The sequence below is a fragment of the Paenibacillus sp. GbtcB18 genome, from assembly GCF_019091125.1.
GTDB lineage: Bacteria > Bacillota > Bacilli > Paenibacillales > NBRC-103111 > Paenibacillus_F > Paenibacillus_F chitinolyticus.
Genome location: NZ_JAGXJX010000006.1, coordinates 215595 through 241873, shown reverse-complemented (window position 1 = coordinate 241873; position 26279 = coordinate 215595). Strand labels below are relative to the sequence as shown.

The 26279-nt window shown below is 54.9% G+C and carries 22 protein-coding genes; 5 read left to right on the top strand and 17 right to left on the bottom strand.

Translation table 11 applies throughout. The annotated features are described in order from the left end of the window. Nucleotides 1-13: 13 nt before the first annotated feature. Both KVT34_RS18890 and KVT34_RS18885 read right to left on the bottom strand, forming a co-directional pair. Nucleotides 14-1606, bottom strand: a complete 1593-nt coding sequence (locus KVT34_RS18890; RefSeq protein WP_217560362.1) for an extracellular solute-binding protein — start codon at nucleotides 1604-1606, stop codon at nucleotides 14-16. 532 nt (nucleotides 1607-2138) lie between these two features. Beyond that, entirely contained in the window at nucleotides 2139-3161 is a 1023-nt protein-coding gene (locus tag KVT34_RS18885; RefSeq protein ID WP_217560361.1) for an alkaline phosphatase family protein, read from the bottom strand. A 280-nt stretch (nucleotides 3162-3441) separates the two neighbouring features. On the opposite strand from KVT34_RS18885, the gene KVT34_RS18880 reads away from it, so the two are divergent. Genes KVT34_RS18880 through KVT34_RS18870 form a run of 3 tightly spaced genes read left to right on the top strand, consistent with a single transcriptional unit; the run spans nucleotide 3442 to nucleotide 6994 of the window. After that, a complete protein-coding gene (locus KVT34_RS18880; protein WP_217560360.1) occupies nucleotides 3442-5196 on the top strand; it encodes an ABC transporter ATP-binding protein in 1755 nt (584 codons plus the stop codon). Between the two features lie 50 nt (nucleotides 5197-5246). After that, nucleotides 5247-5924 carry a response regulator transcription factor gene (locus KVT34_RS18875; RefSeq protein WP_042231977.1) on the top strand — a complete coding sequence of 226 codons (678 nt, stop codon included), beginning with the start codon at nucleotides 5247-5249 and terminating at the stop codon, nucleotides 5922-5924. Further along, nucleotides 5921-6994, top strand: coding sequence for a HAMP domain-containing sensor histidine kinase (locus tag KVT34_RS18870; protein WP_217560358.1), 1074 nt, complete (start codon nucleotides 5921-5923; stop codon nucleotides 6992-6994). Before KVT34_RS18875 ends, KVT34_RS18870 begins: the two co-directional genes overlap by 4 nt. Nucleotides 6995-7541: 547 nt before the next feature. On the opposite strand, the gene KVT34_RS18865 is transcribed toward KVT34_RS18870, so the two are convergent. The 9 genes from KVT34_RS18865 to KVT34_RS18825 all read right to left on the bottom strand — a co-directional run bounded on the left by KVT34_RS18865 (nucleotide 7542) and on the right by KVT34_RS18825 (nucleotide 16914). Continuing rightward, a complete protein-coding gene (locus KVT34_RS18865) occupies nucleotides 7542-8510 on the bottom strand; it encodes an ArsR/SmtB family transcription factor (RefSeq protein ID WP_254634987.1) in 969 nt (322 codons plus the stop codon). A 110-nt stretch (nucleotides 8511-8620) separates the two neighbouring features. Beyond that, the gene (locus KVT34_RS18860) at nucleotides 8621-9586 is read right to left on the bottom strand and encodes an ABC transporter ATP-binding protein (protein ID WP_217560357.1); all 966 of its coding nucleotides are present in this window, start codon (nucleotides 9584-9586) and stop codon (nucleotides 8621-8623) included. Next, nucleotides 9583-10563 carry an ABC transporter ATP-binding protein gene (locus KVT34_RS18855; protein WP_217560356.1) on the bottom strand — a complete coding sequence of 327 codons (981 nt, stop codon included), beginning with the start codon at nucleotides 10561-10563 and terminating at the stop codon, nucleotides 9583-9585. The genes KVT34_RS18860 and KVT34_RS18855 overlap by 4 nt, the downstream gene beginning before the upstream one ends. A gap of 5 nt (nucleotides 10564-10568) precedes the next feature. Next, nucleotides 10569-11498, bottom strand: coding sequence for an oligopeptide ABC transporter permease (gene opp4C, locus KVT34_RS18850; RefSeq protein ID WP_217560355.1), 930 nt, complete (start codon nucleotides 11496-11498; stop codon nucleotides 10569-10571). A 12-nt stretch (nucleotides 11499-11510) separates the two neighbouring features. Next, nucleotides 11511-12467: an ABC transporter permease gene (locus tag KVT34_RS18845; protein WP_042231988.1), complete on the bottom strand. Its 957-nt coding sequence runs from the start codon at nucleotides 12465-12467 to the stop codon at nucleotides 11511-11513. A 75-nt stretch (nucleotides 12468-12542) separates the two neighbouring features. Next, on the bottom strand, nucleotides 12543-14267 hold the full coding sequence (locus KVT34_RS18840; protein ID WP_217560354.1) for an ABC transporter substrate-binding protein: 1725 nt from the start codon (nucleotides 14265-14267) through the stop codon (nucleotides 12543-12545). Nucleotides 14268-15041: 774 nt separating this feature from the next. Next, complete coding sequence (locus KVT34_RS18835; protein ID WP_217560353.1) at nucleotides 15042-15521, bottom strand: hypothetical protein; 480 nt, start codon at nucleotides 15519-15521, stop codon at nucleotides 15042-15044. 99 nt (nucleotides 15522-15620) lie between these two features. Beyond that, entirely contained in the window at nucleotides 15621-15791 is a 171-nt protein-coding gene (locus KVT34_RS18830; RefSeq protein WP_009675738.1) for a hypothetical protein, read from the bottom strand. Nucleotides 15792-16011: 220 nt separating this feature from the next. Next, on the bottom strand, nucleotides 16012-16914 hold the full coding sequence (locus tag KVT34_RS18825) for a LysR family transcriptional regulator (protein ID WP_217560352.1): 903 nt from the start codon (nucleotides 16912-16914) through the stop codon (nucleotides 16012-16014). Nucleotides 16915-17093: 179 nt separating this feature from the next. On the opposite strand from KVT34_RS18825, the gene KVT34_RS18820 reads away from it, so the two are divergent. After that, nucleotides 17094-17837 carry an SDR family NAD(P)-dependent oxidoreductase gene (locus KVT34_RS18820; protein WP_217560350.1) on the top strand — a complete coding sequence of 248 codons (744 nt, stop codon included), beginning with the start codon at nucleotides 17094-17096 and terminating at the stop codon, nucleotides 17835-17837. Nucleotides 17838-18171: 334 nt separating this feature from the next. Here the strand turns inward: KVT34_RS18820 and KVT34_RS18815 are convergent, their stop codons facing one another. Then, nucleotides 18172-18963 (bottom strand): formate/nitrite transporter family protein, encoded by a 792-nt coding sequence (locus KVT34_RS18815; protein ID WP_042231999.1) that lies wholly within the window; start codon nucleotides 18961-18963, stop codon nucleotides 18172-18174. Between the two features lie 278 nt (nucleotides 18964-19241). On the opposite strand from KVT34_RS18815, the gene KVT34_RS18810 reads away from it, so the two are divergent. Next, nucleotides 19242-19847, top strand: coding sequence for a hypothetical protein (locus KVT34_RS18810; RefSeq protein ID WP_217560349.1), 606 nt, complete (start codon nucleotides 19242-19244; stop codon nucleotides 19845-19847). 207 nt (nucleotides 19848-20054) lie between these two features. Here the strand turns inward: KVT34_RS18810 and KVT34_RS18805 are convergent, their stop codons facing one another. The 5 genes from KVT34_RS18805 to KVT34_RS18785 all read right to left on the bottom strand — a co-directional run bounded on the left by KVT34_RS18805 (nucleotide 20055) and on the right by KVT34_RS18785 (nucleotide 26256). Beyond that, nucleotides 20055-20945 carry a transporter substrate-binding domain-containing protein gene (locus tag KVT34_RS18805; protein ID WP_254634986.1) on the bottom strand — a complete coding sequence of 297 codons (891 nt, stop codon included), beginning with the start codon at nucleotides 20943-20945 and terminating at the stop codon, nucleotides 20055-20057. A gap of 71 nt (nucleotides 20946-21016) precedes the next feature. Further along, nucleotides 21017-23005: a methyl-accepting chemotaxis protein gene (locus KVT34_RS18800; protein WP_217560514.1), complete on the bottom strand. Its 1989-nt coding sequence runs from the start codon at nucleotides 23003-23005 to the stop codon at nucleotides 21017-21019. 346 nt (nucleotides 23006-23351) lie between these two features. Beyond that, nucleotides 23352-24383 (bottom strand): Gfo/Idh/MocA family protein, encoded by a 1032-nt coding sequence (locus KVT34_RS18795; protein ID WP_217560348.1) that lies wholly within the window; start codon nucleotides 24381-24383, stop codon nucleotides 23352-23354. A 29-nt stretch (nucleotides 24384-24412) separates the two neighbouring features. Then, nucleotides 24413-25414 (bottom strand): sugar phosphate isomerase/epimerase family protein, encoded by a 1002-nt coding sequence (locus tag KVT34_RS18790; protein WP_254634985.1) that lies wholly within the window; start codon nucleotides 25412-25414, stop codon nucleotides 24413-24415. Between the two features lie 17 nt (nucleotides 25415-25431). Continuing rightward, nucleotides 25432-26256 (bottom strand): carbohydrate ABC transporter permease, encoded by an 825-nt coding sequence (locus tag KVT34_RS18785; RefSeq protein WP_217560347.1) that lies wholly within the window; start codon nucleotides 26254-26256, stop codon nucleotides 25432-25434. Nucleotides 26257-26279 lie beyond the last annotated feature (23 nt).

Sequence of the window (26279 nt, the reverse complement as noted above, 5' to 3'; positions counted from 1 at the left end):
ATGAAAGGCGCGTTTATTTGCTGTCGAACCGTTTCTGCGCGTTGTTGTAAGCTTCAATGTAGGCGGCAGCGCCCATTTTCTCGGCCGTTTGCAGCCATTCATTCCACTGCGTGTCCCCGTAGCTCTTGTTCAGAATGTACTTGGTGCTGAACTCGTTGGCGGATTTCTGCAGAGATGTCAGGACATCGGCGATTTTCTTCGTCTCGGGGTCGGTAAATTTCAGAACGGGGTCCAGCACGTCGATCTTGTTGTTTTTGACCATTTTGTCCTGGGCCTCTTGCTCCTTCTCCGTAAAGTTGTAGTACACGCTGCGGCTGTCCGCGCGGACGTACATCCCTTCCAGCCAGAGCCCGTAGCGGTCCTTGAGAACGCCGATGTCTACGTTCGGCACATCTTTCAGCTCGGGATAGACGGCCTTGCCGCCTTCCATCTTGAAGGTTTCTCCTTCGACGCCCATCGTGACCAATGCCGCCCCGGACGGGCTGGACAAGTAATCGAGCAGCTTCAGCGCCACTTCCTTGTTCTTGTTGTTGGATACGACGATGCCGAAATTGTCGATCTTGGAAAGCTGCTTGATTTTGCCCGTCGGTCCTACCGGATTCCCGTAGCGCAGGTTGTAATCCGGGTTCTGGGACTTGACCTGGTTATGGAACAGATCCAGACGGCCGATCCAGTCGAACGTGACGAAAGACTTGTTGTTCGTCGTCATTTTGGCGGTCCAGGACGCCTCGGTATCGGTGATGAATTCGGGATCGAGAAGCCCCTCGTTGTACAGCTTCTTCATGAAATCGAGCATTTGCTTATATTCCGGCTGGATAAAAGCAAGCTTCCACATCTTCGCATTCTCGTCGTAGGTCGCCGGATAACTCGCTCCGCCGATCCCCCAGCCCGGCGCCCAGTCCCGGAAAATATAATCTTTCATTTTGGACGCGTACGGATAAGAAGTCGGGTACGCTTCTTTCAGTTTTTTCAGCACCTGGTAAAATTCCTCGGTGGTGTTCCATTCCTGGATGCCCAGCTTGTCGAAAATATCTTTGCGGTATAGGAAGCCGTGATTGACATCCCGGTTGATGTTGTAAATCGGCCACGTATAGAGGTTGTCTTTGTCGTCGGACCAGGACTTCATCACCCAGCTGCTGTCTTTGTTGTCTACATAAAGGCTTTTGAAGTTAGGCAGCTTGTCGAGGTAGGAATTGATCGGAGTCAGCGCCCCTTGCGAGCCTAATTTGTTGGCTTCCGCCAGTGTAAGTCCGTGAAAAACGTCCGGCAGCTTGCCCGAAGCCATCACCACTTTTAATTTATCTTTATAATTAGCGCTGGAGTAAGCCTGGATGTTCAGCTTGATACCGGTCCTTTTTTCGATCTCTTTTACGATGAGCTTGTTGCTTAGATCCGGATTGTCGCTGACCAGCATCCAGTTCAAGGTCACGGGTTCGTCCACCAGCGGAAGCTTGAGCCCGCCCGTGTCCCGGTAGTCTGCCGCGGCGGCGGTGCTCGGTTTCGTATTTGCAGAAGATGCCCCCTCCTGCTTGCCCCCGGCGCACGCCGATGCGATCGTTGCAAACAGCGTCAGGGATAAAAACGTCGATAGAAGCTTACGGGTCATACTTGTGCCTCCTTGACCTCAATGATGGATTTGCGCTGGAGGCGTTCCGGCTATCCGTTGTTCGGCTTCTGGCGCCCTCAGCACATCCCCAGTATAGAAAGCCTGGAGAGTTTTCGTAAATAAAGCGTTTTCATAAATCTGCGGATTTTTCTTGCACCCTCCCCGAAAAATGACCAAAGTCCTTGACAGACAAGGGATAAAGACGATGTGGAAAATGATAAAGCGGTAGAAAATAATAAAATTGCCGTTCTTTCCGCGCATGTCCCTGACCGTACAAAAAGCACCCTCGCCAGGTGCTTTCGCAATGGTTGTCTTATCGGCGTTTCTTCTTCGCCCGCATAAAAAAACCGGGGATTTCTCCCCGGTCCTGCCGTCTCATCGTGCCGCCGATCGTACACGGCTGGGACACGCCGCCTTCTCCCGCGTCCAGGATTCACTGCCCTATGCGGGCCGGCCGTGAATCCTGGACGCGCGTTGCGACGCTGCGCGGTGGCCGTCAGGCCCGCTTTGCTTCGTCTGAGCCGAGCCGCTCTTACTGGATCAGCCCGACCGCGCGGCCGTCCAGGTTCCAGCTGCTGCTGACCGGCACGCCGAGATGTTTAAGAGCCGTTACCATAACGTCGGCCTGATTGGTCGTTCCCGTCAGTTGTCCTTTAACGGTGCTTTCCCCGCTCGCGATCAGGAAAATGGTCGTTTCTTCACTGCTGCTGCCGCCGTGCGAAGTGCCCTTGCCTCCGTGATCGGTACTGACGAGAATGAGCCAGTCTTCCTGGGCGTAAGTACTGCGGGCTTTGACCGCGTCCAGAATGGTGCCGATCTGAGCGTCCACGCCTTCGATCGCTTTTGTGTACTGGGACACTTTCGGACTGAAACCGTACGTATGACCGGCGTGATCTATGTCGTCGAAATGAAGGAAAAGAAAGTCCGGATTACCGGTTTTCAGCAGATTCACCGTATCCGAAACCACTTCGGCATCGGTAGCGACGGTTTTCTCCAAGTCAATGCCTTCTACCAGCTTATCGTTGATCGGCCCCCAGTGTACGATGGAAGCCGTCGACAGAGCCGGGTTGTACAGCTCCGCGCGCTTCATCAGGGAAGGATATTGGCCGAATTTGCTGCCCGTCCACGTGTTATCCTTAACGCCGTGCTTCTGGTACCAGACGCCCGTATGGATGGTGGACCAGCCGGTCGCGCTCCACGTGTAGTTGGAGTTCGCCTTCGTCGTCCAGCTGTAAGCGCCGTTGGCGGCCAGCGCGTCCAGATTGACCGCGTTGGCGGCTTGCAGAGCGTCCGGACGCGTGCCGTCCAGCCCGATCACGAGGACCTTCTTCTTCTTCACTGCCGCGGGGGGGGGGGCAGCCTGCCCGGCTTCCGGCTTCCACGCGTCCGACTGTGCCGCGCTGCTTTCCGGTCCTCCGGCAGTGTTCCCGGCGATGGAGGGTGCAGCACTCGTCTCCTGCGATGCGGCGGCTCCGGCAAGCGATGCCGGAAGAAGCAGGCCCGCAAGCAGGGCGGCTCCAGCTGTTTTTTTCAAATCGTTCAGCACGTGTAACATGAATTCCACTCCTTTATTTTTTCATTTAAACAAGAAAAAACATGTCATTTTCCGGTTTTTTAATGGAATTACGTGTTTTTACTTGTTTTTGCCAGTATATGGACTTATTGTTAGCCCCGTGTTAGAGAGGTTTTAATCTTTCATGTAGGTTGAAAAGGTGTGCCCCTTCCATTTCCAGTTAATATGGAGTTCATAAATGCATGATAAATTTACGGCATGAACACAAACCACAGAAAAAGATTGTGTGGCCACACAGTTTTGCGGGAGGAGAACACTTGAGATGCAAGAAACTATACAAGACAAGAAACAATTAGGAAATTGGCGGCTGTTTATCCGCATGATTCAGGATACTCATCCTTCGAAGCTGCTTTTAATCGCCGCCCTTGTGATGAGCGTGGCAACGACGGGGGTCGGCTTTGTCGTTCCTCTCTTTACGAAGAGTCTCGTGGACGGCTTCTCGATTCAATCGCTGAATCCGTGGCAGATCGGCCTGCTTGTGCTGGCGTTCGTTCTGCAGGCGGTGGCCAGCGGCCTGTCCATTTACCTGCTTAACCGGGTCGGTCATCATGTGGTGGCGAATTTGCGCGACCGTTTGTGGAAGAAGCTGCTCCACCTACCGATCTCGTTTTACGACACGAATGAATCCGGGGAAATGTTAAGCCGGGTAACGAACGATACCGCTGTCGTCAAAGAGGTCATCACGGAGCATCTCGCCAACTGTATCACCGGAGTTCTGTCCATTATCGGTTCGGTTATCATCCTGCTCTTTCTCGATTGGAAAATGACGCTGGTCATGCTGCTGGCGGTGCCGCTGGCCATGGTCGTGCTTATGCTGCTCGGCAAAAAAATGTTCACCATTTCCCGCGGCATGCAGGAAGAAACCGCCAAGTTTACCGCGGTGCTCAACCAGGTTCTGCCTGAAACGCGTCTGGTCAAAGCGTCCAATGCCGAGGAAATCGAATACGAGCGGGGAAAAACGGGCATCACGAACCTGTTCCGGTTCGGCCTGCGCGAAGCGAAAATCCATGCGCTGATCAGTCCGCTCATTTCGTTCGTCCTGATGGTCGTGCTTGTCGCCATTATCGGATACGGCGGCGTCCGCGTATCGTCCGGAGCGCTGACAGCGGGAGACATGGTCGCCTTCATTCTCTATCTGATCCAGATCATCATCCCGGTCACCCAGTTGACCATGTTCTTTACTCACCTTCAGAAAGCGATGGGCGCTACGGAAAGAATGATGTCCGTCCTGGAGCAGGATGAAGAGAAGCTGTACGAAGGAGCCGCTCTGAAGGACGTCTCCCGGCCGATTCGTGTGAAGGACGTGGATTTCGCTTACGGAGACGAGCGCATTTTAACCGGACTGAACTTTACGATCGAGCCGGGCAAAGTAACAGCCATTGTCGGTCCGAGCGGCGGCGGCAAAACGACGACGTTCTCGCTGCTGGAGCGCTACTATAAGCCGACGGGCGGCGCCATTACGCTGGGAGATACGCCGATCGAGCAGTTTTCGCTGCACTCCTGGAGAAGCCATATCGGCTACGTCGCCCAGGAAAGCGCCCTGATTTCGGGAACGATCCGCGATAACATCTGCTACGGGGTCGAGCGGGAAGTGACCGATGCCGAGCTGAACAAGGTCGTGGAAATGGCTTACGCCAGCGAATTTATCGCCGAACTGCCGCAGAAATTCGACACCGAAGTCGGCGAACGGGGCATCAAGCTGTCCGGCGGCCAGCGCCAGCGGATCGCCATCGCCCGCGCCCTGCTCCGGGACCCGCAGATTCTGATGCTGGACGAAGCGACATCCAGCCTCGACAGCCAGTCCGAGATTTACGTCCAGAAAGCGCTGGACAATCTGATGAAGGGCCGGACGACACTGGTCATCGCCCACCGCCTCTCCACTGTCGTGGATGCCGACAATATCCTTTTTATCGAGAAAGGACATATTACCGGAAGCGGCACGCATGAACAGTTGTTCCAGACTCACTCAATGTACAGGGAGTTCGCCTCCCAGCAGTTGAGGCTTCAAGAAGCGTAAATTTCGCAAAGCTAAGACGATGAAAGACTATTCAAAAGGAGGCACAGCCGATGGCGAACATTCTGGTTGTCGACGATGATGCGCATATCCGGGAGCTTGTGCTGATCTTTTTGCAGGCGGAGGGGCTGCAGGTGATCGAGGCCGTCGACGGTCTCGACGCGCTCTCCAAGCTCGAAACTCACAAGATCGATATGGTCATTCTCGATATTATGATGCCGAAGATGGACGGATGGCAGCTCTGCCGCGAAATCCGTGCCCATCACGGCGACCTTCCCCTGCTTATGCTGACCGCCAAAGGCGAAACGAGCCAGAAGGTCAAAGGGTTCAACCTGGGGACCGACGATTATCTCGTCAAGCCGTTCGAGCCGGCCGAGCTGACAGTCCGGGTAAAATCGCTGTTGAAGCGATACCGGATTTCGGTCTCGCAGGCGGTCGAAGTCGGCTCGGTGACGATGCGGCGCAGCACGTACGAGCTTTTGTGGAACGGTGAGAACCTGACGCTGCCTCTGAAGGAGTATGAGCTGCTGTTCAAGCTGGGAAGCTATCCCGGCAAAACGTTCTCGCGCGACCAGCTTATCGAGGAGATTTGGGGCTACGATTACGCGGGTGACGAGCGGACCGTCGACGTGCATATCCGGCGGCTCCGGGAGCGGTTTCCCGAGGAAGACTGCGGGTTTAGAATCCGCACCATCCGGGGGCTGGGCTACCGCCTGGAAACGGCGGAATGAGAAGAAGCTCCGCGGCCCGGGCCCGTACGGCCGTTCTCATCCTGCTTGCCGCCACGGCCATCATGCTGCTCTGCACCTACGTGGCATACACCGGCTTGCCCTACCTGTATTCCCTGCTCGGCGCGGAGCCGGACCCGTACTGGAAGCAGGTGATTTTCGCCACCGTCTTCTTCATTCTCTTCGTCGGCTGTGTCGGCGCGATCTCTTCCTTGATGAGCAAAAGGCACATGATCGTCTGGGATATGATCCAGGACGCCATGCGGCGTATCGCCAAGGGAGATTTCTCCGTCAGCATCGATCTGCCGATGGATGAGAAGGACCGGCTCGGCACAATCGTTTCCAATGTGAATCAGATGGCCGTAGAGCTCGGTGCCCTGGAAAAAATGCGGCAGGAGTTCATCTCCAACGTGTCGCACGAAATCCAGTCTCCCCTGACGTCTATCCAAGGCTTCGCCAAGGCGATCAAGCAGGAAAATCTCTCGCCGGAAGCGCGGCTGCGCTACATTACCATCATCGAGACGGAGAGCGAACGTTTATCCAAAATCAGCGACAACCTGCTCAAGCTGACTTCGCTGGAATCGAAGCATCACCCGTTCGAGCAGATTCCGTACAGGCTCGATAAGCAGCTTCGCAATGTCGTGCTGGCCAGTGAACCGAAATGGCTGGAAAAGAAGCTGGACATGGAGGTCGAACTGGAGCCGCTAACGGTCCGGGCGGACCGGGATTTGATGAGCCAGGTATGGATCAACCTCTTGTCCAACGCCATCAAATTTACGCCGGAGGGCGGTACGATCCGTATCGGACTGTCCTCTGGAGAGGGCCGTGCCCGCGTGAGCGTAGCCGACACCGGAATCGGGCTGACCGAGGAAGACCGCCAGCATGTGTTTGAACGCTTCTACAAAGCGGACAAATCCAGAACTTCTTCCGCCGGAGGAAGCGGGCTGGGGCTGTCGATCGTGCAGAAGATCATCGAAATGCACGGCGGCGAAATCTCGGTTGAAAGCCGGCTGGGCGAAGGCACCGTCTTCCTTGTGACACTGCTTCTGGAGGCTCAGGAGCCGGACGCGTGAAAGTCCCGTTTTCCGCTTGTCCGCTCTTGGAAGCATAGAGGCCCGATGAAACATAAGCCGCTCTTTTTAAAAGCATACCTTTACCGGGATAGAACCGATGCACGAAGCTGTATGTGCCGTTTTTTCCGTGTAGCAGAAAGACTCCGCCAAGAAAACCGTTGTTCAATTGTTCCGGTTCCACTACAATGTTGATAATTATTCTCAATTATTGGAAGGGAAACGGATATGAACCGGGGGATCGGGCAGGAGTCTTTTTCTGATCGGGCAAATCGCCGAAGATATTCTGGAAAAAAACAAACGCTAGGCTTACTCCTTACGCCGAAAACGCAAAAAGGCCGGATCTCTGAAAAAGAGGAAATCCGGCTTTTTGCTTACTTCGGGCTTTGGGCTCGGGGCTCGGCTTCGGGTTTCGGACCCAGCTTCGGACCTCTGGCCCGGCTCCTTTCCCCACTCGTTGCCTTTGCTCTAGCGGGTTTTGCCTTCTGCCCTTCTGCGCTCCCGCCTTTCAGCTTGCCCGGTACCGGGCAAGCTGCCCCCGCAGCTTCGGCTAGTCTTCGAGGTACGCCAGCAGCAGTTCCTGCAGCTCGCCTACGGCCGATGTCCGCAGACTGTACCCCGTGACGGTTTCCCCCGTCACATGGGCTTTGAGCAGCCCGGCGCACCGCAGGCTGAACAGATGCTCGTGGGTGATCCCTTTGGATATACCCAAGTAACGCACCACCTCGATAAAGCTATGGGGCTCGCTGCGCAAAAAGCGGAGGATCCGCAGACGGCTTTTCTCGCTAAGGCTGCGTAGCATCCGGTACAATTTCGGCGACGGCCCTTCCTCGTGGTCGTGCCCGGGCAAACTGGCCGGGTACTGGCAGAGCGTAACGGGCCCGAAGCTGTAAAACACATTCCCCGGCACAAAGTGAAACTGCGGGGTCAACACGACCTTCGCCAAGCTGCCTCCCGGCTCGAAATACATGCCGCTAGTCGTCTGCTCCGCCAACTCGGCGGCAGGCATCCGTCCGATGAGGGCGCGGTTCTTCTCCGCGTCCTCATCGAGAGCGGCTACGATGCCGGGCTCAACCTTGGCGAAGTACTGGCTGTTCCACTCCGACAGGAGGTGGACAAACTTGTCCCGCACCGCCTGCATGTCGGCGGGAAAGTTCTGGATGTACGGCGACAGGAGAACGTACAGATCCCCGAGGGATAAGCTTTCAAGCCACCGCAGGAAGCCGGGCACGTCTTTCTTTTCGGGAGACAAGTAAGCGAAAAGAAAGATCAGCCGCCACTCCGGCGATAATTCCGTCGAATCGAGCTCCTGCCGGAAATCGTCCGTGAGTCCCGTACGGATTTCGGGGGCCCAGTCCGGGCCGAGACCGATTCTTTTATACCAAATCTTGCACAAATACGTATGCAGACTGACGATCAGTTCGTTCGCAGGCTGAAACGAAAATTCAACTTCATATGCCATGCCGTTCACGCTTCCCTTCGATCCCAGGCTGTAGCTGTCCGGTTGCCTGTACGGCATGCCCCCGCTAAGAGGAGGGCGGTCAGACAGCTTGCACGAGATACTCGGCGGACAATTCACTCAAGCGTCCACTCAAAGTATACGGACTGCTAGAAGAAGTTTACATGGCGTCAAACCAAATGGCAAGCGACATAGTGCTCGCCCCCCACGTTGCGGTATTCGGGGACGGCCTCCTTGCACACCTGCTTGGCGAACGGGCACCGGGTATGGAATTTGCAGCCGGACGGCGGGTCGACCGGACTCGGAATATCTCCGGTCAGCACGATCCGCTCACGGCGGATTTCCGGGTCGGGGATCGGGATGGCCGACAGAAGCGCCCGCGTATACGGGTGAAGCGGATTCGCAAACAGCTCGTCGCGCGGAGCCAGTTCCATCAGGGAGCCGAGGTACATGACGCCGATCCGGTTGCACAAATGCTCCACGACACTGAGATCGTGGGAAATAAAAAGATAAGTCAGATCCTTCTGGTCCCGCAAATCACTGAACAGATTAATAATCTGGGCCTGAATGGACACGTCCAGTGCGGATACGGGCTCATCGGCGACGATGAAATCCGGATTAAGAATAAGCGCCCGCGCAATGCCGATCCGCTGTCGCTGCCCGCCCGAGAACTCGTGCGGAAACCGGTCGATATGATGCGGAGCCAGCCCGCATACCGACATGATCTCCAGCACCCGTTCCCGGATCTCCGCCTTGGAGGCGAGCCCGTGGTCAAGCACGGCTTCCCCGATGGCGTCCCCTACCCGGATGCGGGGATTCAGGGAGCTGTACGGGTCCTGGAAAATAATCTGCATGTCGGTGCGGAGTGTGCGCATGTCCCCTTTGGACAGCGAGAAGATATCGCGGTCTTTGTAGATCACTTCACCGGCGGTTTTGTCCGTCAGACGAAGGAGGGTCCTGCCGGTAGTGCTTTTGCCGCTTCCGGATTCTCCGACCAGGCCGAAGGCGTCGCCTTTGTTGATCGTGAAGCTGATATCGTCGACCGCTTTGACGTGATTCACCGTCCGGTTAAGAAAGCCGCCGGAAACCGGGAAATATTTTTTCAGGCCTTTGACTTCAAGCAGTTTCGTACTCACCGGATTCCCTCCTCGTATAACCAGCAGGCCGTTCTGTGGCCCGTGCCCGTCTCGAGCATCGGAGGCTGTTTCGTGCGGCAGATCTCCATGCAATGCTCGCAGCGGTCGCTGAAATAGCACGACTCCTGCAGATCCACCAGTTTAGGCACCTGCCCCGGAATCGTGTAGAGCCGCTCCTTGCGCTGGTTGACGACGGGCTTGGCCCGCAGAAGCCCCTGCGTATACGGATGCTTCGGATTGCGGAACAGATCCAGCACCGGGGATTCCTCAATGACCTGACCGGCGTACATGACGACGACATGGTCGGCCATCTCCGCCACGACCCCCAGATCGTGCGTGATCAGCAGGATCGAGGTGCGGCGCTCTTCCTTGATTTTGCGCAGCAGATCGAGAATCTGCGCCTGAATCGTCACATCGAGCGCCGTTGTCGGTTCGTCGGCGACGAGCAGCCGCGGATTGCAGGAGAGCGCGATGGCGATCATGATGCGCTGCAGCATGCCGCCGCTCAGCTCGTGCGGGTAGCTGTCGTAGATGGACTCGGCGCGTGCGATGCCGACCATCCCGATCAGCTCCAGCGCCTGCTTCTTCGCCTGCTTCCGGGAGACGAGCTGGTGCTCGATAATGGGCTCGATCATCTGCTCGCCTACGGTGAGCACCGGGTTGAGCGACGTCATCGGCTCCTGGAAGATCATCGCGATCTCATTGCCGCGCAGATGACGGATGTCTTTCGGCCCCGCCTTCAGCAGGTCCTTGTCGTCGAACCAGACCTCTCCCGCGACCGTCTTCCCGCCCGGCTCCTGAACGAGCCTCATCAGCGACATGGCGGTTACGCTCTTGCCGCAGCCGGATTCACCCACGATGCACAGCGTCTCCCCTTCTTTCAAGCTCAGACTGACGTTGTCTACGGCTTTCACCGTTCCTTCATCGGTATAGAAATGCGTACTCATCTGTTTAATTTCAAGCAACGGTTTGTTCATTGCGCTCACCTGCTTTTCATTTTCGGATCCATGGCGTCTCTCAGTCCGTCACCCAGCAAATTCACGGCAATGACCGTGATAAAGATGGCGAAGCCCGGAGGCGCCCACAGCCACGGCCGCTTCTGGAAATCGATCAGCGAATTGGCCGCGTCGATCATGTTCCCCCAGGAGGCCGTCGGAGGCACGACACCGAGCCCGAAGTAGCTCAGCGTCGACTCGCCGATGATGGCCCCGCCAACCCGCAGCGTCGCGACGACAATGAGCAGCGGAATCGTATTCGGCAGCAAATGGTAGAACAATTTGCGCCTGTCCCTCAGGCCGAGGGCATCGGCGGCCTGGATGAATTCGCGTTCGCGCAGGCCCAGAATCTGGCTGCGCACCATTCGGGCGAGTCCCGGCCATCCCACCAGGCTGAGCATAATCATGACGATATACAGCCGGTAATCGGAAGGCACTTTCCATTCGGACAGAACGGCGCCCATAATGAACAGCATCGGCAGCTCGGGAATCGTCATCAGCACGTCGGCCACGCGCATAATGACTTGGTCGACGACTCCCCGGTAAAAACCCGCGAGGATGCCGAGCACCGATCCGATCAGGACCGACAGCACCATGGATGCGAGGCCGACCGTAAGCGAAATGCGGCCCGCCTGCATAAGCCGGGTCAGAATATCGCGGCCAAGCTGGTCCGTACCGAGCCAGTGCTTTAGACTGGGCGGCGCCTTAATCAGACCGGCATCCACTTTACCGGAGCTGTACGGTGAGAAAAACGGGCCGATGAAGCAGAGCAGAAATATAAATATAAGAACGCCCAGACCGAGCATGGCCATCTTGTTCTTCCTGAGCCTCAGAAACGACTGTTTCCACAAAGAAGACTTGGGAGCCGACGGCTGTACCGCGGCCGGATTTAACGGATGTTGAGCGGTGACTGACATGCAAGAGCCCTCCTATTTCAATCTTACGCGCGGGTCGGCCACGCGGTAGAGCAGATCGGCGATCAGGTTGCTGATCACGGTCAAGGTCGCGATAAAGATCGTGAACCCCATCAGGACCGGATAATCCCGTACGGAAAAAGCCTGCATATACACCTGCCCGATCCCCGGCCAGTTAAAGATTTTCTCCGTGATGATCGCTCCTCCGAACAAGGAAGGAATCTCGAAGCCGAGCAGAGTGATGGCGGGCAGCAGCGCATTGCGCAGCGCGTGCTTGTAGACGACCGTCTTCTCCTTGAGCCCCTTGGCTCTGGCGGTCCGGATAAAATCCTGCTTGATGACCTCCAGCAGATTCGTCCGGAAGTACCGGGTCAGCGAGCCGACGCTCAGCATCGTGAGGACAGCGACCGGAAGGGCCATGTGACGGATGACTTCCCATACGTAAGCCAGACCCGTCGTTGTGCTGCCGGTCGTGATTTTGCCTCCCGGCGGAAACCAGCCGAGGTCGACCGCGAGCAGTTTAATAATAAGCAGCCCCACGAAAAAAGCCGGAAGCGACATGGCGGCGAAAACCAGAAACGTAATCAGGGCGTCAAACCAGGAATACTGCTTCGTAGCCGAGAAAACCCCGATCGCTATCGCGATCAGCCACGTGAAAATCATGGAAGTGAACGCGATCAGAAAGGAATTGCCGATAAAGCTGACGACCAGCGAGGTCACCGACTGCTGGTACTGCAGCGAGAAGCCCAGATCGCCCTTCAGCAGATTGCCCAGCCAAATAAAATAGCGCTCCACGACCGGCTTATCCAGTCCGTACAGCTCTTTCAGCTCGATCTTGCGCTCCATCGACAGCTTCGGGTTGGAATCGACGAAGTCGCCGGGCGTCAGCGCATACAGCATAAAAATAAGCATGGACGCCCCGATCAGGGTGATCAGCATATAAATCAATCGTTTGATTACGTAAGACTTCATTGTGTACCTCCCAAGAAAGATGCCCAGCCTGTAAGCTGGGCATGACTCTTTCCGCTATTGATAGGATGGAAAAGACTACTCGACCTTCAGCTTAGGCAGGCTGGAGGAAATGCCCGTGTAGCCGTTCGGTTTGAAGCCTTCGATTCTCGCGTTATGCGCGGAAATGATTTTCCGGTACGTCAGGAGGATAAACGGCGGATCGTCGGACAGTTCCTTGTACAGCTCTTTATAAGTCGCTTTTCTCTGCTCGATGTCAAAGGAAGAGATTCCTTTCTCGATCAGCTCATCGACTTTCGGATTCGCATAGCCGTTCGTATCGGTAAAGCTGCTTTTGTTCTTGGAGTAGAAGCTGATGACACCGTCGGACGGATCGGGCAGCATCGTAGTCGAGAAGGAAGCCAGATCGTGATCGCCTTTGCTTGTTCTCGCCAGCAGGGCGTTGTAGTCCATCAGTTCCGTTTCGAGCTGGATGCCGATGTTCTTGTAATTTTCTTTGGCAATCGGAACGAGCACGTCGCTGAGCGGGCCTTTCGTCGTGAAGTAATGGACGACCAACTTCGTGCCGTCTTTCTCCCGGATGCCGTCCGCTCCCGGTTTCCAGCCCGCATCGTCGAGAAGCTTCTTCGCTTTTTCCGGATCGAACTTGAACGTATTGACGCCTTCTTCGGTATAAGCCCAGGAAGCGGGAGAAATCGGCACGTTCGCTACCTGCCCGTAGCCCTGGTAAGCGGCTGCGACGATTTTCTCGCGGTCCAGGCCGTAAATAAACGCCTGACGGACGTTTTTGTCTTTAAAAATCGGCTTGCTGTGGTTGAACTTGATAAAGCTGTAAGCCGTAGACGTATAAATGTTTACGTTCGCGTAGCCAAGGCCTTTGAGAAGTTCCAGGCTGTCGTCGTTGGCCGGATAAGCGCTGTAATCCACTTCTCCGGTCTGGAAGAATTGCGTCGCGTCACCCGAGGTCGTTTTATAAATAAAATGTTCCACGGACGGCTTGCCGCCGAAGTAGTTTTCGTTCGCGATAAAGCGGACTTCCTGTCCCGGAATGAATTTCTCCAGTTTGTACGGACCCGTTCCCACCGGCTTGGTATGGAGCGTTTTTATGTATTCGAGATTGCCCGGCTTGTAGTCTTTGCCGTAGTAGGCTTTGGAAAGAACCTGGCCGCCCAGCAGCAGAAGCGCTCTGGCGTTAGCTTTCTCCGTCGTGATTTCGATCGTTTGCGGATCAATGACCTTGATGCCTTCGATTGTGGAGGCTTTGCCCTCTTTATAAGCCTGACCGCCTTTAACGGCCGTTTCCGTAATATCCGTTTCGCCGTCGTAAGCTTTGTCGTAGAGCACGCTCAGGGTAAACGCCACGTCATCCGCGGTCAGCGGGGAACCGTCGCTGAATTTAAGATTTTTTTTAAGATGGAACGTATACTTCAGCCCGTCCTGGGAAATATCCCACTTCTCGGCCAGAGCCGGGATCGGCTTGCCGGTTTCGTCGATGTCGACCAGCGGCGAGAACATGACCGAGGTTACGTTGCCGTCATAGCCGTTGTGATAAAAATAAGGATTGAACACGCCGCCGGGTTCCGTGAGCGTAACCACGACCGTATCCTTCCTTGCGGTAGCGGCGGCCGGCGACTTGGATTTGTCGGTTGCGGCAATAAACTGATTCGCGCCCGTCTGCTGTTTGGCCTGGTCGTCCGTTTTCGGCGCTTCCGATGCGCCGGGTGTTCCGGAGCTGCTGCAAGCCGACAGGGCCAGTGAAGCAGCCAAAATCAGACTAACCGCGTATGAAGCTCTTTTTTTCATGATTGTTCCTCCCCGTTTTTAAGCTGCATCCCATCCGAATGCTAATTTCTTAATATCCCATTGGTAAAGTAGGAATTAATCTATCGCCATTATAGGAGGATTTTTCGGTTCTGTAAATAGGGAACTTAAAAATTTTTCTCCGAAAACAGTACCTCTAAATACCCGATAGGCATTATCCCTTAACAAAATCATTTTATGGGCATTTTCCCCTTTAGCGGTTTATACTACAATCTGTTAAGGAGGTGCTGTATCTAAATGGAATTCATAGAAACAGGACTAAAACTATTTGTTTTTATACTAGTTATTTCACTATTTTTTACTTTGGTAGGGTTCCTGGTCAAAAAGTATCTAAGTGACTTCTTTCAAGGTTTTTCTGAAATCATAATGAAAACGTTTAGTTCAATTAAAGAAATTTTTAGAAAAACGGGCTAACCCTATTGTTAGCCTGTTGAACCTGTTGAGCAACTTAGCTGCTCTAAGCATAGCGATTCAGACTGATGATTCTGTGGCCGCCCATTACGGCGACATATCCCTCAGCGCGGGCTGGTTCAATCCTTTCAGTAAAGGTCATTTTATAATCAACTTAAGCCGAATGATAACCGAATAAAAGCAGCACAAAAAAGACGCCCGGCCAAAAATCGGGGGTCTTTGTTTCGTCGGCGGGCGTCCTTGGAAGAGGGTGTCCGCTTATTCAATTTGTAGATTCGGGCGTGTCTGGGTACACGTTCGTGCCGATTTTCCTCTCGGGTTTCCCGCCCCGTTCCCGGTCAGCCGTTACCCGGCTGCCTTTTCCGAACCGGGCGCAAGCTTGCTCCCTCCGCGGAAAAAGGCCGGCAGCCGCATATGTACGAACTCGGCCGCCAGCAGCACAGCCGTCAGCCCTGCCAGGGACACGGCAACCGCGAGCGGAATATCCCAGATGCGGGGAGTCACCGTAAAGAAAGGGATCAGCGAAACGGCGAGAATCGGCGGCGCGTTCCACTTGGCCCTATTTAGCCAGATGATGATCAGCGTATTGACGAAGAGCGAGAAGATGCCGGGAATGAGGTGGTAAATCAGGGTGCCGACGACCGAGGCCAGCACCGCACCCGCCGAAATGGAGCTCATCGCCTTCGCGGTGAACGGACGGGAAATAAACAAAAAGCTGAAAGCGCCGATCGCCGGAAAAAACAGTCCGTGCATAGCCGGGTAGTGCTTCGAGATCCCGTAGATAAGCATGATGTAGAGCGCTACACCGATTATTTTCACATTCATGACGGACGGTTCCTTTCTCAAACGAAAAACACCAAGTCCCGGAAGCGGGCTTGGTGTCTTCCTCTCCTTTATAAGTCATTACAAGGGTTTCAGGAAGATCTACGAGTTTCTTTGAAGTTCATATTCATTCTGATGCAGCTCTTTAATCATGTTTCTCAGAAAGCTGCTTTCCTGCATACCGAGACCTTTCGTATTGTCTTTTGCAATCATGTCTCCGATGGTACGCTTTAAAATTTCACTGCGCCGTCCCAACATTTCCGCATACGTCAATCCAAGTCAACTCCCGGTTCGTTTATTCGTGTGTAAAACACTCTTATAAGTATAAAGAAGGAAGCCGGGTTTGGAAAACGGACTCAGCCCCGCTGACGGTGGCTCACCCTTGCTCACCCCCGACGAGACGTACTGAGCCGGGACGTTCGGAAACATCCTCCGATATCCTCCCATATCCTGCCGCGAATCCTATGGATACGGACGGAAGCGAGCCGGAAATCTACTGGAGACCGCTTCTCAGCCGCTCCACAAACGTCTTGGAAACCCTCGGGAAATGGCGCCCTTCCGCGCGCACCCAGCCCAAGTAAACCGGCTGCCCCGCCTTGAATTCCAGCTCCGCCGTCAGCATGTTGACTTCCGTGAACAAGGGGGCCCATTCCCGCCGGAAGGAATAATCCATCCCCACGGTTACCGCATTCTGCTCTTCCACCGCCTTGCGGATGGCGTCCGTGTTGTTGGTCGTGAATAAAATGTCCACCTCGCCGTGCTCCGCGGCGAACCGGTTCATAAACCACCGCACGTATTCGTCGTTATACAGCACGACAGGCTGGGCGCGGAGCATTTCGGGCGTGACGTTTCCCCGGTAAGCCAGCGGAGACTTATCGCTCATGGCGACGACCATTTTTCCTTCCAGCAGCCGTTCGAAGGTCACGCCCTCGCTTTTTTTCAGCAGACTCTCGAACAAGATGATAAAACCGATGTCCAGCCGGTTATGGCGGATGTCATCGAGAATTTCCTGCGAGCCTTTCTCCGCGATTTCCATCCGCACCAGCGGGTAATCTTGCTTGAACCCCGCGACGGCATCTACCAGAAGGGACATGGGCCCCGGGATGGTGCCTATGCGAAGCTCCCCGCTCAGGGTCTCGCCCCAGCCCCGCGCGGCTTCTTTGAGCTCGTCCAGCTTGCTGAGCACTTCGAATGCCTTGCGGATGATTACCTTGCCTTCGGCCGTCGGAACCGCGCCCATTCGCGAGCGTGCGAACAGAACGACCCCGAGCTCGCCTTCCAAGTGAGTGATGGACTGACTGACCGCGGACAAGGACACGTGCAGATTGCGTGCGGCGCTAGTGATCGATCCCGTTTTCGCCACTTCGACGATATATTCCAACTGCTCCAGATGCAAAATCCCGCCCCCTTTCCTTAAGCACGGCTTAAGTATAGCTCACTAAGTTTAAATAGTTCTATAGGAATAAAAGCGATACAATAAAAGCAAGATGATGAGGACTTGCCTCATGGCAGGACCTCCTGGATTACACGGCCGTCACGACCGTTCACCCTACTTGAGAAACGGAGAGATACCTCATGAGATTTACCGATAAAGTAGCCATCGTAACCGGAGGAGCCAGCGGAATCGGAGAAGCGACGGTCCGCCTGTTCGCTCGGGAAGGCGCCAAAGTCGTTATCGCGGACTTTTCCGACCGCGGCCAGACCATAGCCGACGAGCTGAAAGCCGAGGGCCACGAAGCCATGTTCGTCAAAACCGACGTCACCAAGGAAGACGACGTTAAACATATGGTTGCCGAAACGGTCAAACAATACGGCAAGCTGGATATTTTATTTGCCAATGCGGGCATTGCCAAAGACGGCCCCGCCGACAAGCTGAGCTGGGAAGCCTGGCAGAAGACGATCGACATCAACCTGTCCGGCGTGTTCCTCAGCGACAAATACGCGCTGGAGCAAATGCTCGCCCAGGGAACCGGCGGAGCAATCGTCAACTGCGGCTCCATCCACAGCCACGTCGGCAAGGCCGGCGTCACCGCGTACGCTTCCGCGAAAGGCGGCGTGAAGCTGCTCACGCAAACGCTGGGCATCGACTACGCGCAGCACGGCATCCGCGTGAACGCCGTATGCCCCGGCTACATCGACACGCCGCTGATCGCGGGACGCACCCAGGCCATCACGGACCACCTCACGGCGCTGCACCCGATGGGACGCCTCGGCAAGCCGGAGGAGGTCGCGAAAGCGGTGCTGTTCCTCGCCAGCGACGACGCCTCCTTCGTGACCGGCACCACGCTGCTTGTGGACGGCGGATACACCGCCCAGTAACGCGCCGCGCGATTCGCCGGATTGATATTTCCCGACGGGGAATATCAGCGGGGTTTTATAAACCTTAAACCTCCTTAACCGTTTGTCCGGTTAAGGAGGTTTTTTTGCTGCCCGGGGCTGCCGGGACGGGGCTGCCGCACAAAAAGGCTCACACCCGTCAAACGGGGTGAGCCCTTTTGTGGGCCCGGCTGCGCAAGGCCCTGGACGTTCGCGTCCCGGGGTTGTAATGCGGCGTCCGCCCCGCGCCCGCGACGAAGCCCAAGCGCGGCGATCCGCCTCGGACTCCGCTGCGTCTCCGCATGAAGAGGACAGCTCTGCGCTCCTTTTTTCACCGCTAAGCTTCTTCGTGCTCGTCCATAAACGGTTTGTTCACGTAGTGATACATAACCGCCATCAGAATACCGCCTCCGATAAGGTTGCCGAACGTCACCGGGATCAAATTATGGAGAACTCCGCCCCAGGAAATCGTATCCGGATGCTCGACCACCAGCGCAATCGCGAACGTACACATATTGGCAATGCTGTGCTCGTAACCTGAGATGAAAAAACAAAAGACAAACAGCATCATGGCGAACAGTTTCGCCCCATCCCCTTTGAGCGACATCGGAATAAAAAAGGCCAGACACACGAGCCAGTTACAAAGAATGGCCCTGAAAAAAAGCTCCAGCGTAGGCGCGTTCATCTTTTTTTCCGCCACGCTGAGAAGGAATCCGTTCACGTTGTGCTCCCTGAAAAGCCCCGTTGCCAGAATAAGCAGCGCGAACGCCACGGCTCCGAGAATATTGCCTCCGTAGCTGGTTAGCCACAACCGGATGACCTCCGGCCAGCGGAGTTTCCGCCTTAACGCGGCAAACGTATAGTAGAACGTGTTTCCCGTAAAAAGATCCCCGCCCCCGTACGAGATCAGAATGATCGCGGCACCGAAGGTGATCGCGGCCATCGGATAAGTGAACGGGGAATGCTCCAAATAAAAGAAGCTGCCCGTCTTGAACGCGACAATCACCCCGAACCCGATAAACATGCTCGCTAGCGCCGAACGGGATAAATAGCGGAGCTTGCTCTGCTTGTAAATTTTCATTTTTTTCATCGCCAGCTTCTCCACTTGCAGCAGCGGCTGTACTTCCATAACCCGGTCTCTCCCTTCCCGGTGTCTTCACCCGTTGTTGATATTTTCCATTCCTATGTAGCTTATTATGAATTCCGTTTTTAATAAAGGTATCCGACGTTGAAAACTATATTTAATGGTATTCACCATTCTAACCTCAACTTTATCATCCACAAAATAAATGCAAGACAAAAAAACATTTATTGTAAAATATGTTATAATGCCTGCTATTATTGGTATAGCTTTATGTTCCACTCATGAGATCGTTTTTTATATCCCTAAAAAAGTGAGGATACAAAATGAAACTCAATAAAACGGCCAACAAACAAACTATTATTTTAACTCTGTTAGCAGGCCTTCTCTTAATTTCTAGTTTATATTATTTTTTCATTTACAACTCAGTTAAAGATACCGTTATTAACACAACTGGAGTTTACGCATCGTTTGAATCGGAAGATGAGCTTTTCAACAGTGCCGAATGGATTGTATCAGGATCAACTAATCAGAGTTTCGAGGAAAGAAAAAAAATGATCGCAACTTTTTCGGTCACTAATGCTATCCAGGATTTTTATACGATCACCGATTTTCAAGTAGAGCATGTTATCAAAGGCAATCTTACACCTAAAACAACGATCCAAGTCGGTGAGCCAATTAGTTATTATCAAGGCTTAACAGGTAAAAGTAAAATAACAAGAGAAGATTATTCGGAATTAAAAAAATCGAGTAACTATCTTCTGTTTCTGAAAAAGAACAGCGAGGGCCTTTATTTCATCATGAATGCAGAGTTCGGAAAATATAACACGGACCATACGGATGCGGACGACGAGAAGTATGCCCCCAAACAAACGTTCAGAGAGCAAATGATTCAGGACAAAACGTACGCGCCGCTGAAGCTTGACCGTTAAACCCGGGCGCTTAAAACCTTTGGGTCATCAAGCAGAATGCGCGTGAACGGAGTGTAAAAAAGAAAAAGAGACCTTCACGGAAGGTCTCTTTTTCTTTTTCTTTTTCTTAGGCACTACACGGCTGACGACCGGGCTTACGCCAGACGCCGCCGCACTGCCCTGTTGAACAGCGGGCAAACCGGGTAGATTACTTAATGTTTCCGCAGCTTACTCTACCCAAGTTTTACGAAGCTCGTCGAATTTGCCCTGCAGCTTCATTTCGTCCATCCATACGTCGAGGTAGTTCTCGAAGATGGTGTCGCCGCGCTGGATCATGAACGCTTTTTCGCTCTTCGTGAACGTGTTGTCGGACAGAGCGGCATACAGACGCTTGTCTTTCTTCGCATAAGTCAGCGCTTCGATGTTGTCGGTGATCATGACATCATAGGTGCCGTCGGCAACCAGACCAGGGATGTCCAAGTTGTTTTGAACGACGGTCACGTTGGCGTTTTTCAGGTGTTCGCGTACGAACACTTCGTTCGTGCCGCCCGGATTTACGCCGATTTTTACCGTTGGCTTATTGATATCTTCAACGGATTTGTACTTGTCTTTGTCTTCCAGACGAATCAGCGGGGACTTGCCGAACGTGATGTAGCCTTCCGTCATTTGAGCTTTCTTCTGACGGTCGGTGTTGCGCGTTACGCCGCCCACTGCGATATCGAATTTGTCGGCCAGCATATCGGTCATCATGTTCGGCCAGGAAGTCTGTACGAAACGGACTTCAACGCCCAGGCTTTTCGCCAGCTGCTTCGCCGCGTCGATGTCATAGCCCTCGTACTGCTTCGTTTCCGGGTTCAGGTAAGTGAACGGGCGATAGTCGCCTGTCGTACCCACACGGATATATCCTTGAGCCACGATTTGGTCGAGGCGGGATTCGTATTTTTTCTTGTGGTCTTTTTTGAGCTCTTTCGCTTCATTATTGTCCTGTGCCGCAACCGCTACCGGAGCTACCGCGTGAGACACGCTGATCGTCGAACCGACGGCAATTCCTCCCGCAAGCAGAGATACCGCCAATGCCCCTTTTACCCATACGCCTGTCATGCTCTTCAACTGTTTCATCGTTTATCGTCTCCAATTCTATTAGATGTGTAAAAAAATGTGCAGCCGGAGATTTTCCGCAGCCGTGAGTTTTACAGCGTAAACTTGCGCAGTTCCTCCCGCAGCTGCTTCATCATGCTGTCGAGTGAATGCATGGAACGGGCCATGTCCTCCATCGCCTGGAGCTGATCCCGCGTCGCGACGGCGACCTTCTGCGAATCGTCCGACGTATGCTTCGCGATTCCCTGCATCTCGTCTACCGATGCGGAAACCTCTTCCGCACCAGCGGACATTTCCTCCGAAGCCGCCGACACTTCCTGGATATTGGCCGCTACGTGGCGGGACGAGGACAGAATGTGCTGGAACTTCTCGCGCACTTCTTCGATCAGCTTAAGGCCGTCCCGGACGTTGCGGTCGCCGGCCGACATCGCATCGACGACATAATCGGTCTGGCTGCGGATATCGCCGAGAAGAACGGAAATCCGGCCTGCGGAGTCTTTCGACGCCTCGGCGAGCTTCTTCACTTCCTCGGCGACGACCGCAAAGCCGCGGCCGTGTTCGCCGGCCCGGGCCGCTTCGATGGACGCGTTCAGCGAGAGCAGGTTGATCTGCCCGGCCAGCTCCGTAATCGTGTCCACGATGCCGGAGATTTCGCCGGAGCGCTCATGCCACTGCTCCGCCGCCTGCAGGGCACGGGTCGTGCCGCTGCTGATCTCGTTCATCTGGCGCACCGTCTGCTCGACGACATCGGCGCCCTCTTCGGCCTCGCGGGCCGCGTCGGTAGCGGCTTCGGCCACAGTGGCGGACGTTTCCGCAATCCGGACGATCCCGCGCGACATCTCGCCCATGGAGATCGTCACTTCTTGCGAGCTGCCGGCCTGCGCTTCCGCGCCCTGCGCGATCTGGGTGATCGCTTCGTTGGTCAGACGGCTGGAATCCGCCGCAAGGTCGATCCGCTTGGCGAGATCGCTGCCCAGCTGAAGCACTTCGTTCGAAGACTTCGACACGCCTTCGATGAGCTGCTTGAGATGACCGACCGTCTGGTTGAAATCTTGAGACAGAACCGCGATTTCGTCATTTCCGAGTACCTCGACGGCATTGCTGAGATTGCCTTCCGCCACCAGCTTAACGGCTTTGTTAAGACGCGTGATCGGACGGACCAGACGTGCGGCGAAGAGGTAAATCAGCCCCACCGCGACAACGAGCGTGCCGAGCGAGATCAGCACGAGCTTGGTGGACAACTGGGTAACCGGCGCAAAAAGTTCGGATTTGGGAGCGGTGATGAAGATCCCCCACATGAGTCCGGTAGGAGCGTAAGACACGTATTTCTTGTCTCCGTCCGTCGTGTAAGTGGCCGTTCCGCTTTCGCCGGCGACGATTTTTTTATAAGCGTCTTGAAGTTCCGGGACCGGGATATCCGATACGGATGCCTTCAGAATCATTTCTTTGTCCGGATGCCATAAAAATTTGCCGGTTTTGCTGATCAGATAGGCATAACCCGTCTGCCCGAACTTTTCCTCCGAGACATACGTCTGGATTTCGTTGATCGGGATGGTCGAGCCCGCGTAGCCGATCTGCTTCTTGTCCTTCATGATCGGCACGATCAGCGTCACGATGTTATTGCCTGTCCGCTTGGAAACGATCGGCTCGGAAACGACGATCTTGCCTTCGCCCTTGCCCGCTTCCTGGTAGTGGACGCGATCGCTGACGTCCGTAACTTCCCCTTTGAAGTTGATGACGTTCTTGCCCGTCAAATCGTGGGAAAAGAAAAACGTCTCAAACTCGGGATATTGTTTCTGCGCCTGCTGGATCACTTTAAGATCCTGCTCCCGGCTTGCATCTTCCGAAAGCAGCTTGGTGACCGTTTCCACAATCGCGATTTTGTTCTCGAAAAACTTGTCGAGCTTCATGGCCAGTTGTTTGGACTGCAGGGCGGATTCCCTGTCCAGACTCGTGCTCAGCATCTTGGAAGCCGTTAAATAACTCGCCGTATACACGGCAGCCAAACTGACAATCAGAATCAGGCACATCAACCAAATCAGTTTTTGCTTAAGGCTGTTGAACTTCAGTAGAGCCTTCATATTCACCGTCTCCCCTCCTCTTCCGTTATGTCGTACCCATCCGTTATCCGGTATGATCCGTAAGATCGTTGTCGGCCCGCCAACTCTCCAGTCGTCTCCGGATTTGTCGGTCTCCCCCGCAAAGGGAAGCCCTCTTTTTATATCGGCTGAAAGTCCTGGTTTTTTATACCTATTTTCGACGAGAATTTAGAATTTTTTGTTGATATTTGTTGAACATTGCTCGTTTATAACCATTTTTTGTGATTAAAACGCCAACATTCCCTAATCCATCTTCTTCCATTTCAAAAAAAGAAACACCTCTTCCCCGCCTTTTACGGCAGAAAAAAGGTGTCTCTTTAAGTGAAGATTACCCGACCGGAGCGCCCTGGCAAACGATTTCCTTGCCGGTCCGGGCTGATTCGTAGGTTCCCAGTATGATCTCCAGCGAATGCCTTCCCTCCGTTCCGGGCACAATGGGCTCTCTGCCCTCCCGCACAGCGAGTGCCATGTCCCGGATCTGGATCCGATGGCCGTCGGGAATGACCTTGAACGGTTCGAATTCCGGGAGTTCCACAGGGTCCCCGTCGATTTTAAGCGCTACGATATCGTCGTCTTCGATCACCAGGGAGCCCTTCTCCCCGTGAATTTCGATCCGATGCACAGGCCCCAGATGCGCGGTGGTCGTAATTTCAAGCAGTCCCAGCGCGCCGTTCTCGAACTGAAGCACCGATACCGCGGTATCTTCCACCTCGATATCCCTCAGGACGGCCTTGGCTTTGCCGTACAGGGAAGCGACGGGGCCCGCCAGCCACTGGAGGAGGTCCACCGTATGAATCCCCTGATTCATCATGGCTCCACCCCCGTCCATCGCCCAAGTGCCGCGCCAGCCTGCGCTGTCGTAATATTCCTGGCTGCGGTAAATATTTACGCGGCCCGAGCAGAGGCTGAGCTTGCCCAGCCGGCCTGCCCGGATCAGCTCCCGGGCATATCGGGCCGCCGGGGACATCCGGCGGGGGAATACCGTCGAGAGGATTACGCCGTTCTCGCGGCTTACCCGGAGCATGTCGTCGAGGTCGGCCATTGTAATGGCCATCGGCTTTTCGACGAAGACATGCTTGCCCGCTTTGGCGGCCTGCATGGCCTGCCCGGCATGAAGCCCGCTCGGCGTGCAGATGCAGACCACGTCCAGATCGTCGCGGGCGAGCATCTCTTCGAGGCTCTCGTACACCGCCGCCGAGTAGGTCTGTCCGAAACGGACCGCGGTCTCCGGCACGAAGTCGTACACCGCGGTCAATTCCGCTTCCGGCGTCTCCCGGATTCCCTTGGCATGGATGTCGGCGATGATGCCGCATCCGATAAGGCCGAACCGGACTGGCTGCGCCGTAACCGGTGTTGTCATAAGAAAGTCACTTCCCTTTCGATGGTAGGCTAATTTCCGCAGGGCGCGGACACGGATGAAGAAGATGGAGATGCCGATTTGGGCGCTGTTGTCGCTGCAGTCGGAGATGCCGGTGCTGTCGTTGTCGGCGCTGTTGACGCAGTCGGGGATGCTGGCGCTGGCGCCTGCATCGTCGCCGATGCCGTCTCCCGAAGCAGCTGCCGGACCGCGTCGCGGTCATGGGCAAGCTGCTCCAGAGGCGGATACGGGGCGAAGCATTCGAGCGTCACCCAGCCCCCGTATCCCGTCTCCGCCAGCGCCTCGAAGAGCTCCCGGTGGTCCACTTCCCCTTCGCCGAGGCGGCACTGGAGGAAATGCTCTTCCCCGTGACGGGTGACGTTTCGGAACGTCCCCGGCCCGCCCGCCTCGGGGATTCTTTTCTCGTCCTTCACATGGACATGGAGCAATCGGCTGCCCAGCCCCGTAACGGAAGCGCGGCCGAAATCGGTGTCGCTGATGTACATGTTGCCCGCGTCGTGAATCAGTCCGACGTTATCCTCGCCGATCATCTCCAGCAGACGCATGGAGCTCTCCACGGTCTCGATCAGGCTCACATTGTGAATCTCCAACAAAATTTTCTTCTCATGCCTGCGGGCTTCCGCCGCACATTTGCGCAGCCAGTGAGCCGCCTTCTCATAATGGTAATCGGCAGCCAGGAAAGCGTTGGGTCCTCCCGGAAAAATCCGGATCATATCCGTCTCCAGATAATCCGCCCGCTCCAGCAAACCGAGAAACTCGTCGTAAGCGGCTGCGCATTCGGAATCGCCGGATTCGGAGAACCGTCCCATGTAACCGCCGAGCGCGGGGATGTCCAGCACATGCTCATCGGCGAGCCTGCGGATCTCTTTTACCCTTGGAAGAGAGGTCTGAGGCGAGAGATGCGGCTCCCGGCACGCGATTTCGATCCCGTCGAATCCGAGATTCGCCGTGATTTTCATCGCTTCCTGAATGCTGTACTCCATGAGAGCGCCGCTGAATGCCGCGATTTTCATAAGAGTGCCGTCTCCTTTCACTTAATGCCCGAGGCACTGTGATTTTGAACGAAATACTTTTCCGCGAACAGGAATACGACCAGAATCGGCACCAGGCTGAGCAGCGCGGCCGCAACCATCAACTGCTCGTTGCCGAACCATTGGCCGCCGAGCGAAAGAATCCCGATCGGAAGCGTAAACTTATCGTTCGAGGTCAAATAAATGACCGGCGTCAAAATTTCGTTCCATTTGCCCATAAACGTAAAGATCGCCAACGTAGCCAGAGTCGGCCTCGCCATCGGCATGAAGATCCGCCAGTACACTTGGATCGGGTTGCAGCCCTCCAGCTTCGCGGACTCCTCGTACTCCTTCGGAATGTTCATGAACGCCTGCCTCATCAGGAAAATGCCGAACGGCTGCGCGAGCCATTCGATTACCCAGAGCGGCGTCAGCGTATCGAGCAGATGCAGCTTATTGAAAATAATAAAATGCGGGATAATGATGACGACCGGCGGAATCATCATCGTTCCGAGCACCATGACGAACAGCGCGTTCTTAAGCGGAAACCGGAGTCTGGCGAACGCATAGCCGACCATGGAGCACGAAAGCAGCGCCCCTATCACCGACAGCAGGGCAACGGTAAAGCTGTTCAGCGTGTACCCGCCGATATTGCCCAGCTTCAGCACCTCCGCGTAATTCGACCATTGGAAAATCTCCGGTATCCATTTCGGAGGTACGGACGTGTACTCTTTATACGTTTTGAGCGAATTCATCAGAGCCGTCGCAAACGGGACGATCATCACCAGCGACGACAAAATAATGGCCGTGTAACGGAGAATCGTCGGCAGCCTTTTATGTTTCATACAGGGTTCTCCTTTCCGGCGGC

Coding starts and splice junctions, on each gene's coding strand:
- KVT34_RS18890 (WP_217560362.1), bottom strand. CDS start 1,606: ATGACCCGTAAGCTTCTATCGACGTTTTTATCCCTGACGCTGTTTGCA.
- KVT34_RS18885 (WP_217560361.1), bottom strand. CDS start 3,161: ATGTTACACGTGCTGAACGATTTGAAAAAAACAGCTGGAGCCGCCCTG.
- KVT34_RS18880 (WP_217560360.1), top strand. CDS start 3,442: ATGCAAGAAACTATACAAGACAAGAAACAATTAGGAAATTGGCGGCTG.
- KVT34_RS18875 (WP_042231977.1), top strand. CDS start 5,247: ATGGCGAACATTCTGGTTGTCGACGATGATGCGCATATCCGGGAGCTT.
- KVT34_RS18870 (WP_217560358.1), top strand. CDS start 5,921: ATGAGAAGAAGCTCCGCGGCCCGGGCCCGTACGGCCGTTCTCATCCTG.
- KVT34_RS18865 (WP_254634987.1), bottom strand. CDS start 8,510: ATGCCGTACAGGCAACCGGACAGCTACAGCCTGGGATCGAAGGGAAGC.
- KVT34_RS18855 (WP_217560356.1), bottom strand. CDS start 10,563: ATGAACAAACCGTTGCTTGAAATTAAACAGATGAGTACGCATTTCTAT.
- opp4C (WP_217560355.1), bottom strand. CDS start 11,498: ATGTCAGTCACCGCTCAACATCCGTTAAATCCGGCCGCGGTACAGCCG.
- KVT34_RS18845 (WP_042231988.1), bottom strand. CDS start 12,467: ATGAAGTCTTACGTAATCAAACGATTGATTTATATGCTGATCACCCTG.
- KVT34_RS18840 (WP_217560354.1), bottom strand. CDS start 14,267: ATGAAAAAAAGAGCTTCATACGCGGTTAGTCTGATTTTGGCTGCTTCA.
- KVT34_RS18835 (WP_217560353.1), bottom strand. CDS start 15,521: ATGAATGTGAAAATAATCGGTGTAGCGCTCTACATCATGCTTATCTAC.
- KVT34_RS18820 (WP_217560350.1), top strand. CDS start 17,094: ATGAGATTTACCGATAAAGTAGCCATCGTAACCGGAGGAGCCAGCGGA.
- KVT34_RS18815 (WP_042231999.1), bottom strand. CDS start 18,963: ATGGAAGTACAGCCGCTGCTGCAAGTGGAGAAGCTGGCGATGAAAAAA.
- KVT34_RS18810 (WP_217560349.1), top strand. CDS start 19,242: ATGAAACTCAATAAAACGGCCAACAAACAAACTATTATTTTAACTCTG.
- KVT34_RS18805 (WP_254634986.1), bottom strand. CDS start 20,945: ATGAAACAGTTGAAGAGCATGACAGGCGTATGGGTAAAAGGGGCATTG.
- KVT34_RS18800 (WP_217560514.1), bottom strand. CDS start 23,005: ATGAAGGCTCTACTGAAGTTCAACAGCCTTAAGCAAAAACTGATTTGG.
- KVT34_RS18795 (WP_217560348.1), bottom strand. CDS start 24,383: ATGACAACACCGGTTACGGCGCAGCCAGTCCGGTTCGGCCTTATCGGA.
- KVT34_RS18790 (WP_254634985.1), bottom strand. CDS start 25,414: ATGAAAATCGCGGCATTCAGCGGCGCTCTCATGGAGTACAGCATTCAG.
- KVT34_RS18785 (WP_217560347.1), bottom strand. CDS start 26,256: ATGAAACATAAAAGGCTGCCGACGATTCTCCGTTACACGGCCATTATT.